Origin of the sequence: Streptomyces olivaceoviridis (assembly GCF_014650115.1) — a bacterium.
Lineage (GTDB): Bacteria > Actinomycetota > Actinomycetes > Streptomycetales > Streptomycetaceae > Streptomyces > Streptomyces olivaceoviridis.
Window position 1 is genome coordinate 22,707 of record NZ_BMUI01000030.1, and the last position, 12,050, is coordinate 34,756.

Annotated in this window: 8 protein-coding genes; 7 read left to right on the forward strand and 1 reads right to left on the reverse strand. The window is 73.2% G+C overall.

The window, feature by feature from the left end:
• Positions 1-30 precede the first annotated feature (30 nt).
• Positions 31-765, forward strand: a complete 735-nt coding sequence (locus IE273_RS36080; RefSeq protein ID WP_189819397.1) for a hypothetical protein — start codon at positions 31-33, stop codon at positions 763-765.
• Here IE273_RS36080 and IE273_RS36085 read toward each other — a convergent pair.
• A complete protein-coding gene (locus tag IE273_RS36085) occupies positions 705-1,469 on the reverse strand; it encodes a hypothetical protein (protein ID WP_189819346.1) in 765 nt (254 codons plus the stop codon). The genes IE273_RS36080 and IE273_RS36085 overlap by 61 nt on opposite strands.
• A 501-nt stretch (positions 1,470-1,970) precedes the next feature.
• Here IE273_RS36085 and IE273_RS36090 point away from each other — a divergent pair.
• The 6 genes from IE273_RS36090 to aceE all read left to right on the forward strand — a co-directional run bounded on the left by IE273_RS36090 (position 1,971) and on the right by aceE (position 12,005).
• A complete protein-coding gene (locus tag IE273_RS36090) occupies positions 1,971-2,792 on the forward strand; it encodes an adenosylcobinamide-GDP ribazoletransferase (protein WP_189819347.1) in 822 nt (273 codons plus the stop codon).
• Between the two features lie 273 nt (positions 2,793-3,065).
• Complete coding sequence (locus tag IE273_RS36095) at positions 3,066-4,628, forward strand: leucyl aminopeptidase (protein ID WP_189819348.1); 1,563 nt, start codon at positions 3,066-3,068, stop codon at positions 4,626-4,628.
• Between the two features lie 330 nt (positions 4,629-4,958).
• A complete protein-coding gene (gene lpdA / locus IE273_RS36100) occupies positions 4,959-6,347 on the forward strand; it encodes a dihydrolipoyl dehydrogenase (RefSeq protein WP_189819349.1) in 1,389 nt (462 codons plus the stop codon).
• Between the two features lie 61 nt (positions 6,348-6,408).
• Positions 6,409-8,220, forward strand: a complete 1,812-nt coding sequence (sucB, locus tag IE273_RS36105; RefSeq protein ID WP_189819350.1) for a 2-oxoglutarate dehydrogenase, E2 component, dihydrolipoamide succinyltransferase — start codon at positions 6,409-6,411, stop codon at positions 8,218-8,220.
• 173 nt (positions 8,221-8,393) lie between these two features.
• On the forward strand, positions 8,394-9,017 hold the full coding sequence (locus IE273_RS36110) for a GntR family transcriptional regulator (RefSeq protein ID WP_189819351.1): 624 nt from the start codon (positions 8,394-8,396) through the stop codon (positions 9,015-9,017).
• Between the two features lie 285 nt (positions 9,018-9,302).
• Positions 9,303-12,005 (forward strand): pyruvate dehydrogenase (acetyl-transferring), homodimeric type, encoded by a 2,703-nt coding sequence (gene aceE / locus IE273_RS36115; protein WP_189819352.1) that lies wholly within the window; start codon positions 9,303-9,305, stop codon positions 12,003-12,005.
• Positions 12,006-12,050: the final 45 nt, after the last annotated feature.

The window sequence follows — 12,050 nt, forward strand, 5'->3', positions numbered from 1 at the left end:
GGCGGGGGAACGTTCGAGGAGGGGCGTCCGGTGAGGACGCCGGCCCGCTGGGCCCGTGCCGAGTGGGGGCCGCTGTACGCCGCCGTGCGCGGGCCCCTGCGGCGGCGGGGCCCGGCGGCGGCCCCGTTGACGGTCGCGGCGGTGGGCCTGACGGCGTTCCTCCAGTACGTGCAGAACCAGCCGTGGGGGTACCGGCTGGTGCAGGACCTGGGTGCCGTACGGGCCGACGACCCGCTGTGGCTCGCCCTGCTGCGCACCCCCCTGTCGCTGTTCGTGCCCGCGCTGGACCTGCCGGTGTGGGGGGCGCTGGCACAGGTCCTGCTGGTGTTCGGGATCGCCGAGCTGTGCCTGGGCTGGTGGCGGACGCTGACCATCGCCTACGTCGCCACGCTCGCCGGAACCCTGTACGCGCGCGTCGGCATCACCCTGGGCGCGCACGCCCCGTTCGGGCTGCCGTGGACCGACGGGCAGGTGGTGGACACCGGCCCCTCGGCGGCCGTGGTGGGGCTCGCGGTGTTCGTGAGCTGGCGGTACGGCGCCTACGCGACGGCGGGCGCGGTGACGCTGGCGATGGTCGTCGAGGTGCTGCTCAAGGAGAACCTGGCGGGCAAGGAGCACCTGGCCGCGCTGATGGCCGTGGGGCTGCTGTGTCTGCTGGCGGCGGCGCGGCACCGCGGGACACCCCTGGCCGGTCGCGCCCGCGGTCAGCGGTGGCCGGGCAGGCGCGCCGGGCGGGGGTCGGGCTTGCCGCCGATCCAGTCCTGAACGGCACGGCTCGGCCGCACCCAGCGGCGGTCGTGCCGGTAGGCGCGCAGGGCGGCCCTGGCACGGGCGCGGGGGCGGCGGCCGTAGAAGCGGCGGGCCCACGGGGAGCCGGGGCGGGCGAGCCGGACCGCGCCGACGAGCGCGACCAGCGGCACGATCACCCCGAAGAGCGCGGTGCGGGCCTTGCCCTTGTGCAGGGCGACGAGGGAGAGGAGGAAGTTCGCGACGATGTTGGAGATGACCGTGCCGCGGTCGGCCAGTTCCTGCCGGGAGAGGTCGTTGACGCCGAACGGGACGAATCCGGCGAGCAGCAGGCCGACCAGGGCGGCGGTGAGCACGACGACCTCGACGCTTTTGCGGCCCTCCTCGGTCCAGTAGACGTCGTCCAGGTGCAGGATCAGCGCGAACTCGTCCAGGACCAGGCCCGCGCCCATGCCGAACAGCACGGCCGAGACGACCCCGCCGGCGCCGTGGCGGTCGCTGGCCACCGCGCCGAAGCCGCCGACGACGGTGAGGACGACCCCGGGGACGACGTGGTGGATGTGCAGCCCGCCCGCCTTGACGTTGCCGAACGGGCCCCTGCCCGCCCGGATCAGCCGCGTGATGACCCGGGTCACGACGAAGGTCAGTACGAAGGAGGTGAGGGCCAGCAACAGCGGGAGCTTGCCCGGCTCGACGATGTTCCGCACCCACCAGTGCCCCATGTGCGCACTTTATCCCTCCGGGGCCCGGGGAAGGGACGCGCGCGGGGCCGGGGGCCGACGGCCGGGTGGAGCTCGGGAGGCCGCTGGTGGCCGGGGTGAGGCCCGGGAGGTCCGGCCACCGGACGAGCCTGCCAGGGCGGACGCCGGGCGAGCCTGGCAGGGCCGGGCGCCGGGCGAGCCTGGCAGGGCCGGACGCCGGACGAGCCTGGCAGGGCCGGGCGCCGGACGAGCCTGCGAGGGCCGGGCGCCGGACGGGGCCCCGGGGGACGGCCGCCGGACACAACCCGGGGCGGCCGGGGTAGGGCCCCGGGAAGCGGTTGGCAGCCGGGGGAGGTCCGGGCGCCGGGCGAGCCTGCCAGGGCCGGGCGTCGGGCGTGACCCGGGGGGCCGGGCGCCGGGCGTGACCCGGGGGGCCGGGCGCCGGGCGTGACCCGGGGGGCCGGGCGCCGGGTGGGCGGGCGCGTGGTGGGGAGCGGGGCAGGCGACGGATAGCCTGCGCCGGTGTTCACGTCCTCGCCCTCCTCGCCGTCCCCCGCGTCCTCTCCGTCCTCCCTCCGGGACGGCCTCCGGTTCGCCTTCGGCACGCTCACCGTGCTGCCCGTCCGCGTGCACCGCTGGGACCGGGGGGCCGCGCGCGGGGGCATGGTGTGCGCGCCGGTGGCCGGGCTGGTCGTCGGCGGGTGCGCGGCCGGGCTCGGCCTGCTGCTGCTCCTCCTCGGCGCCGGCCCGCTGCTCGCCGCCGTCGCCTCGGCCGCCGTACCGGCCGCACTGACCCGCGGGCTGCATCTCGACGGGCTCGCCGACACCGCCGACGGGCTGGGCAGCGGCAAGCCCGCCGAGGACGCGCTGCGGATCATGAAGCAGTCGGACATCGGACCGTTCGGGGTGCTCACCCTCGTCCTGGTGCTGCTCGCCCAGGTCGCCGTACTGGCACAGCTCTACGGCGACTCCTGGGCCCGGGGTGCCGTGGCGTCCGTGGTGTCGGCGGTCGCGGCCCGGCTGGCGCTCACCCTGGCCGCCCGCGCCGGGGTGCCGGCGGCCCGCCCGGAGGGGCTGGGGGCGGCGGTGGCCGGGGTGGTCCCGAAAGGCACGGCGCTGGCCGTGGCGTTCGCCGTCGTGGCGGCGGCCGGGGCGGCGGGCGCCGGCCTCGGCGGGTACGACGGCGTGCGCACCGCCCTCGCCGTGGCCGCCGCCGTCGCCGTCGCCGACCTGCTGCTGCGCAGGTGCGTCCGCAGGTTCGGCGGGGTCACCGGCGATGTGTTCGGCGCGGTCGCGGAGACGGCCGCGGTCACGGCGCTCGTGGTGCTGGCCCTCGGCCGTTAGCGCCTTCGGGCCCGGGGCCGTACGTCCCGCGGCGGCCTCCGGTCCGTCGTGGCCGGCCGTGCCCGCGGCGGTGCCCCGCACCGACCACGGCCTCGCGCCCCTTCGGGGCGCGTCGGCAACGGGCGTAGTCTCGTCACGGGTGTTCGCCGACAGGGTGAAGGCCCCGGTTGTCACCAGTGCCCAGCCCTGGGCCTAGGGTCGGCTCCCGGGCCCGGTCGACCCACCCCATTTCGGCCACAGCGAACTTCACATCGGAAGCGAGATTTCACCACCGTGACTGCTCTGACTCTCAGCACCGCCGCGGCGCCCGGCCTGCGGGCCGACGCGATCGTGATCGGTGTCGCCAAGGGCGCCCAGGGGCCCGTCGTCGCGCCGGGCGCCGAGGCCGTGGACAAGGCGTACGACGGCAAGCTGGCCGGCGTCCTGGAGACCCTCGGCGCCTCGGGTGCCGAGGGCGAGCTGACGAAGCTGCCCGCGCCGGCCGGCTTCAAGGCCCCGCTCGTGGTGGCGGTGGGCCTCGGCGCGCAGCCCGCCGACAAGGACGGCGAGGACGGCGAGGACGGCGGCCCCGGCTACGACGCCGAGGCGCTGCGCAAGGCCGCCGGCGTGGCCGCCCGCGCGCTCGCCGGATCGAAGAAGGCCGCGTTCGCGCTGCCCGTCGACAGCCCCGGCGCGATCGGCGCGATCGGCGAGGGCATCCTGCTCGGCGCCTACTCCTTCGACACGTACAAGGGCGACGCCCAGAACGCCGGCAACGGCAAGGCCAGGAACGGCAAGGCGCCGCTGGCCGAGGCCGCGCTGCTCGGCGGCAAGCCGCGCGACGCCGCCCACAAGGGCGCGGTCGCCCGCGCGGTCGCGGTCTGCGAGGAGCTGAACCGCGCCCGCGACCTGATCAACACCCCGCCGAACGACCTCACCCCCGCCTCCTTCGCCGGCATCGCGCAGGCCGCGGCCAAGGAGCACGGCATCAAGGTGCAGGTGCTCGACGACAAGGCCCTCGTCAAGGGCGGCTACGGCGGCATCCTCGGCGTCGGCGGCGGCTCCGCGGCCACCCCCCGCCTGGTGAAGCTGTCGTACACGCACCCGAAGGCGGAGAAGCACCTGGCCTTCGTCGGCAAGGGCATCACCTACGACTCGGGCGGCATCTCGCTGAAGCCGGCCGGGCACAACGAGACGATGAAGTGCGACATGAGCGGTGCCGCCGCCGTGTTCGCCGCGGTCGTCGCCGCCGCGCGCCTCGGCCTCCAGGTCAATGTCACCGGCTGGCTGGCGCTGGCCGAGAACATGCCGTCCGGCTCCGCCGTGCGCCCGGGTGACGTGCTGCGCATGTACAGCGGCAAGACGGTCGAGGTGCTCAACACCGACGCCGAGGGCCGGCTGGTGCTCGGCGACGCGCTGTGGGCGGCCTCGCAGGAGAACCCGGACGCGATCGTGGACGTGGCCACGCTGACCGGCGCGATGATGCTGGCGCTGGGCAGCCGGACGTTCGGTGTGATGGCCAACGACGACGCCTTCCGCTCCGCGGTGCACGAGGCGGCGGAGGAGGTCGGCGAGCCGGCCTGGCCGATGCCGCTGCCGGAGCACCTGCGCAAGGGCATGGAGTCGTCCGTGGCCGACATCGCGAACATGGGCGAGCGGATGGGCGGCGGCCTCGTCGCCGGGCTCTTCCTGCGCGAGTTCGTCGGCGAGGGGATCACGTGGGCGCACCTCGACATCGCCGGTCCGGCGTTCAACGAGGGCGGCCCCTTCGGGTACACGCCGAAGGGCGGCACGGGGTCGGCGGTGCGCACGCTGGTCCGTCTCGCGGAGCTGACCGCCGCGGGTGACCTGGGCTAGCGGTCGCCCACCGGCCCGGTCCCGTCCGCAGTACGGCGGGTGCGGGGCGTGGGTGCTGGTCGCGCCCGCGGCGGAGCCGCACGTCGACCCAGCCCCGCGCCCCTCGGGCCGGTCGCCACGGGCCCCCTGCCCCGGCGCACCCACGTTCCCCGGCGAACGTGGGACGTCTCACACACCGGCCCGGCGTCTCGATCGCCTCCGACAAGTGCGAAGATGGAGCCCGGCAGGACAGGGCCCCCACCGAAGGGCCGAAGCATCAAGCGGCCGGACACCAGCCGCCAGCCGGTCATCGGAGACCGGCGTACGGCGCACATGCATGGAGGACGTGACGTGGCGAACGACGCCAGCACCGTTTTCGACCTAGTGATCCTCGGCGGTGGTAGCGGTGGTTACGCCGCGGCCCTGCGCGGGGCGCAGCTGGGCCTGGACGTCGCCCTGATCGAGAAGGACAAGGTCGGCGGCACCTGCCTGCACCGGGGTTGCATCCCCACCAAGGCCCTGCTGCACGCGGGCGAGGTCGCCGACCAGGCCCGCGAGAGCGAGCAGTTCGGTGTGAAGGCCACCTTCGAGGGCATCGACGTCCCGGCCGTCCACAAGTACAAGGACGACGTCGTCTCGGGTCTGTACAAGGGTCTTCAGGGGCTCATCGCCTCCCGCAAGGTGACCTACATCGAGGGTGAGGGCTACCTGTCCTCCCCGACCTCCGTCGATGTCAACGGCCAGCGCATCCAGGGCCGTCACGTCCTGCTGGCGACCGGCTCCGTGCCGAAGTCGCTGCCGGGCCTGGAGATCGACGGCAACCGCGTCATCTCCTCCGACCACGCCCTCGTCCTGGACCGCGTGCCGAAGTCCGCGATCATCCTGGGCGGCGGTGTCATCGGCGTCGAGTTCGCCTCGGCGTGGAAGTCCTTCGGTGCCGACGTCACGATCATCGAGGGCCTGAAGCACCTCGTCCCGGTCGAGGACGAGAACAGCTCGAAGCTTCTTGAGCGCGCGTTCCGCAAGCGCGGCATCAAGTTCAACCTGGGCACCTTCTTCCAGAAGGCCGAGTACACCCAGGACGGTGTGAAGGTCACCCTGGCCGACGGCAAGGAGTTCGAGGCCGAGGTCCTGCTGGTGGCCGTCGGCCGCGGCCCGGTCTCGCAGGGCCTGGGCTACGAGGAGGCCGGGGTCGCCATGGACCGCGGCTACGTCCTGGTCGACGAGTACATGCGCACCAACGTCCCGACCATCTCCGCCGTCGGTGACCTCGTCCCGACGCTCCAGCTCGCGCACGTCGGCTTCGCCGAGGGCATCCTGGTGGCGGAGCGCCTGGCCGGTCTGAAGGTCGTCCCGGTCGACTACGACGGTGTTCCCCGCGTGACGTACTGCCAGCCGGAGGTCGCCTCCGTCGGTATCACCGAGGCCAAGGCCAAGGAGATCTACGGCGCGGACAAGGTCGTCGCTCTGAAGTACAACCTGGCGGGCAACGGAAAGAGCAAGATCCTGAAGACCGCGGGCGAGATCAAGCTCGTCCAGGTCAAGGACGGTGCCGTCGTCGGCGTCCACATGGTCGGCGACCGCATGGGCGAGCAGGTCGGCGAGGCCCAGCTGATCTACAACTGGGAGGCGCTGCCGGCCGAGGTCGCCCAGCTCATCCACGCCCACCCGACGCAGAACGAGGCGCTCGGCGAGGCCCACCTGGCCCTGGCCGGCAAGCCGCTGCACTCCCACGACTGAGCCTTCGGTCAACGGGCGCGACGACACAGACTTCCGCAATTCGTTAGGAGCAACCGAAACCATGGCGGTTTCCGTAACCCTTCCGGCGCTCGGTGAGAGCGTCACCGAGGGCACTGTCACCCGCTGGCTGAAGGCCGAGGGCGAACGCGTCGAGGCCGACGAGCCGCTGCTCGAAGTCTCGACCGACAAGGTCGACACCGAGATCCCGGCCCCCGCCTCCGGCGTGCTGGCCTCCATCAAGGTCGCCGAGGACGAGACGGTCGAGGTCGGCGCCGAGCTGGCCCTGATCGACGACGGCACGGGTGCCCCGGCCGCCGCCCCGGCCCCCGCCGCCGAGGCCCCCGCCCCGGCTCCGGCCGCCGAGCCGACCCCGGCCCCGGTCGCCGAGGCCCCGGCCGCCCCGGCTCCCGCCCCCGCCGCCGAGGCCGCCCCCGCCGGTGGCGCCGAGGGCACGGACGTGGTCCTGCCCGCGCTCGGTGAGTCCGTCACCGAGGGCACCGTCACCCGCTGGCTGAAGTCGGTCGGCGACAGCGTCGAGGCCGACGAGCCGCTGCTCGAAGTCTCCACGGACAAGGTCGACACCGAGATCCCGGCGCCCACCTCCGGCGTGCTGCTGGAGATCGTGGTCGGCGAGGACGAGACCGCCGAGGTCGGCGCCAAGCTCGCCGTCATCGGCGCCCCGGGCGCAGCCCCGGCCGCCGCTCCGGCGCCTGCCGCCCCGGCCCCCGCCGCCGCCCCGGCTCCGGCCCCCGCCGCCGCCGCCCCGGCGCCCGCGCCCGCCCCGGCTCCGGCTCCGGCCCCCGCCGCTGCGGCCCCGGCGCCCGCCCCGGCCCCGGCGCCCGTCGCCGCTGCCCCGGCCCCCGCACCGGCGCCCGCCCCGGCTCCGGTCACCCCGGCCACCGCGCCGACCTCCCCGACCGCCACCCAGGCGACGGACGAGGGCGCGTACGTCACCCCGCTGGTGCGCAAGCTCGCCGCCGAGAACGGCGTCGACCTGGCCACCGTCAAGGGCACCGGCGTCGGCGGCCGTATCCGCAAGCAGGACGTCATCGCCGCCGCCGAGGCCGCGAAGGCCGCCGCCGCTGCCCCGGCTCCGGCCGCTGCCGCCGCCCCGGCCGCCGCGAGGAAGGCCCCGGCGCTGGAGGTCTCCCCGCTGCGCGGCCAGACCGTCAAGATGCCGCGCATCCGCAAGGTCATCGGCGACAACATGGTCAAGGCGCTGCACGAGCAGGCCCAGCTGTCGTCGGTCGTCGAGGTCGACGTCACCCGCCTGATGAAGCTGCGCGCCAAGGCGAAGGACTCCTTCGCGGCCCGCGAGGGCGTCAAGCTCTCCCCGATGCCGTTCTTCGTCAAGGCCGCCGCGCAGGCGCTGAAGGCCCACCCGGTCATCAACGCCAAGATCAACGAGGCCGAGGGGACCATCACCTACTTCGACACCGAGAACATCGGTATCGCGGTGGACTCCGAGAAGGGCCTGATGACCCCGGTCATCAAGCACGCCGGCGACCTCAACATCGCGGGCATCGCCAAGGCCACGGCCGAGCTGGCGGGCAAGGTCCGGGCCAGCAAGATCACCCCGGACGAGCTGTCCGGCGCGACCTTCACCATCTCCAACACCGGTTCGCGCGGCGCGCTGTTCGACACGATCATCGTGCCGCCGGGCCAGGTCGCGATCCTCGGCATCGGTGCCACGGTCAAGCGTCCGGCCGTCATCGAGACCGAGGAGGGCACGGTCATCGGCGTCCGCGACATGACCTACCTGACCCTCTCCTACGACCACCGCCTGGTCGACGGCGCCGACGCGGCCCGTTACCTGACGGCGGTCAAGGCGATCCTGGAGGCGGGCGAGTTCGAGGTCGAGCTCGGCCTGTAAGGCTTGTCCTGCCCGAACGCCCCGTCCGGAACTTCTCCGGGCGGGGTGTTCGTGTTTGTCGGCATACGCAGCGTGTAAGCCTCGTCTCACCTGCACCACAGCACCCCGACGCGCCTACCCGCGGAGCGAACCGGCCGTATTGTCTAAACGTCAGCCCTCCCTAAGGAGCCCTCATGACCGCGCCCGTCGTCCACTCGCTGCGCGAGCAGATCCGCGAGCACATCGTGGAGGGGATCGTCAGCGGGCGCTGGCAGCCGGGCGAGCGCATCGTGGAGCGCCGGATCGCCACCGAGCTGGAGGTCAGCCAGACCCCGGTCCGCGAGGCCCTGCGCGAGCTGGAGTCCCTGCGCCTGATCGAGTCGGCCCCCAACAAGGGCGTCCGGGTACGGAACCTGACGGCGGCGGACCTGGAGGAGAGCTATCCGGTCCGGGCCGGTCTGGAGGCCATCGCGGCCGAGCTGGCGGCCGACCGCCTCGCGGAGGACTGTTCGGCGCTGGAGCCGCACGTCCTGGCGCTGTACGAGGCCGACCGGGAGGCGGACGGCACGGCACAGGTACGGCACACGGTCGGCTTCCACCGGGAGCTGGTCCGCGCGGCCCGCAACTCGGTGCTGCTGCACACCTGGGAGGGCCTCGGCATCGAGGTGTTCACGGCGCTGTCCATCCGCTGGCTGGGCACCGTGCAGCAGTCGTACGCGGAGGAGCACGAGGAGCTGGTCCAGGCGTTCAAGCGCCGGGACCCCCGGATTCCCGAGCTGGTGAAGGCCCACGTACTGGGCTGCGCCCCGCGCGCCTGACCCAGTCGAGCACCCCCACGCTCACCTGCGAAAACTCGACATTTCCACGTCACCGGGTGCCATCGCTCAAGGCACCGCGTGCCGACTTTCTCCAAATCAAGAGGTTTTGGCCCTCAACCCTTTGATCGATCATCGATCAGGGAGTTACAGTCACCGACGGACGCGCGACGGAGTCGCACAACGACACCGCCACCGAGGTCCGCCCGCCCTGTCCTGCCAAAGACCAAGGGCACCCCCGAACCCTTACCTGTGAGGGAACCCCCTTCGACTGAGGAAGGCGGCGACATGACCGACCCCAACGCCATCCAGCCGAGCGCGCTCGACCAGCTCCCGGACCGCGACCCGGAGGAGACCGCCGAGTGGCAGGCCTCCCTCGACGCCGTCGCCAGGGAGGCCGGACCGCACCGCGCCGCGTACCTGATGCGCCGCACGCTGGAGCGCGCCGAGGCGGGCGGCATCGCGCTGCCGAAGCTCCTCGAAACGGACTACGTCAACACCATCCCCACCTCCGCGGAACCGGCGCTGCCCGGCGACCCGGAGATGGAGGCCCGGATCACCGCGTGGAACCGCTGGAACGCGGCCGCCATGGTGACCCGCGGCGCGAAGCACGGCGTCGGCGGCCACATCGCCACCTTCGCCTCCGCGGCCTGGCTGTACGAGACCGGCTTCAACCACTTCTTCAAGGGCAAGGAGGGTGACGGCTCCGGCGACCAGCTCTACATCCAGGGCCACGCCTCCCCCGGCATCTACGCCCGCGCCTTCCTCGACGGCCGGCTCAGCGAGCACCACCTGGACAACTTCCGCCAGGAGGCCGGCGGCAACGGCCTGCCGTCGTACCCGCACCCGCGCCGGCTGCCCTGGCTGTGGGAGTTCCCGACGGTGTCGATGGGCCTCGGCCCGCTCTCCGCCATCTACCAGGCGCGCTTCAACCGCTACCTCACCAACCGCGGCATCAAGGACGTCTCCGCCTCCCACGTCTGGGCCTTCCTCGGCGACGGCGAGATGGACGAGCCCGAGTCGACGGCGGCCCTCGCGCTGGCCGCGCGTGAGCAGCTGGACAACCTCACCTTCGTCATCAACTGCAACCTCCAGCGCCTGGACGGCCCGGTCCGCGCCAACTTCAAGATCGTGCAGGAGCTGGAAGCCCAGTTCCGCGGCGCCGGCTGGAACGTCGTCAAGACGCTGTGGGGCTCGGCCTGGGACGAGCTGTTCCAGCTCGACACCACGGGCGCGCTGGTACGCCGGCTGCGCGAGGTACCGGACGCGCAGGTCCAGACGTACCAGACCCGCGGCGCCGCCTACATCCGCGAGGACTTCTTCGGCAAGGACCCGGCGCTCGCCGAGATGGCGAAGCTGCTGAGCGACGACAAGATCCTCGACTGCTTCCACTTCTCCCGCGGCGGTCACGAGCCGCGCAAGGTCTACGCCGCGTACAAGGCCGCCGTCGAGCACAAGGGCGCGCCGACCGTGATCCTGGCCCAGACGGTCAAGGGCCACACCCTCGGCGAGGGCTTCGCGTCGAAGAACGCCAACCACCAGATGAAGAAGCTGACGGTGGACGAGTTCAAGGCGATGCGCGACCTGCTCGGCCTGCCGATCAAGGACAGCGACTTCACCGACGGCGTGGTGCCCTACGGCCACCCGGGCGCCGACTCCCCCGAGGTCCGCTACCTCCAGGAGCGCCGCGCGGCCCTCGGCGGCCCGGCCCCGGCCCGCCGCACGCACGCGCTGGCCCCGCTGCCGGCCCCCGCCGAGAAGGCGTTCGCCTCCTTCGACAAGGGCTCCGGCTCCCAGAACGTGGCCACCACCATGGCCTTCGTCCGCCTGGTCAAGGACCTGGTCCGCGACAAGGAGACGGGCAAGCGCTGGGTGCCGATCGTCCCCGACGAGGCGCGCACCTTCGGCATGGAGAGCCTGTTCCCGTCCCTGGGCATCTACTCCCCCAAGGGCCAGACGTACGAGCCGGTCGACCGCGACCAGCTGATGTACTACAAGGAGGCCAAGAACGGCCAGATCCTCAACGAGGGGATCACCGAGGCCGGTTCGATGGCCGACTTCATCGCCGCGTCCACCGCGTACGCGACGCACGGCGAGGCGATGATCCCGTTCTACATCTTCTACTCGATGTTCGGCTGGCAGCGCACCGCCGACCAGATGTGGCAGCTCGGCGACCAGCTCGGCCGCGGCTTCCTCGTCGGCGCGACGGCCGGCCGTACGACCCTCACCGGTGAGGGCCTCCAGCACGCCGACGGCCACTCCCCGGTGATCGCCGCGACCAATCCGGCCGCGCTGACGTACGACCCCGCGTTCGCCTACGAGATCGCGGTGATCGTCCGTGAGGGTCTGCGCCGGATGTACGGCGAGGCCAAGCCGGGCGAGGACCAGAACGTCTTCTACTACCTGACGGTCTACAACGAGCCGCTGCCGCAGCCGGCCAAGCCGCAGGGTCTCGGCATCGACGAGGGCGTCGTCAAGGGCCTGTACCGCTTCAACACGGCCGAGTCCGCGGGCGTGTCCGTGCCCGCCAACGCCCCGCGCATCCAGCTGCTGGGCTCGGGTACGGCGATCCACTGGGCCCTCCAGGCGCAGAAGCTGCTGGCCGAGGAGTGGGGGGTGGCCGCGGACGTGTGGTCGGCGACCTCCTGGTCGGAGCTGCGCCGGGACGCCATGGAGGCCGACGCGGCGCTGCTGCGGGGCGAGGAGCGGGTGCCGTACGTCCGCCAGGCGCTCCAGGGCGCCGAGGGTCCGGTGCTGGCGGTCTCCGACTACATGCGCCAGGTCCCGGACCAGATCGCGCAGTGGGTCGAGCAGGACTGGTCCTCGCTGGGCGCCGACGGCTTCGGTCTGTCGGACACCCGTGAGGCCGCCCGCCGCCACTTCGGCGTCGACGCCCAGTCGATCGTCGTCGCGGCGCTGGCCCAGCTCGCCCGGCGCGGCGAGGTGAAGGCCACGGCGGTCAAGGAGGCCCGGGAGAAGTACGGGCTGTAAGGGACCGCGCACCAGGTGAGGAGGCCCCCGCTTCGGCGGGGGCCT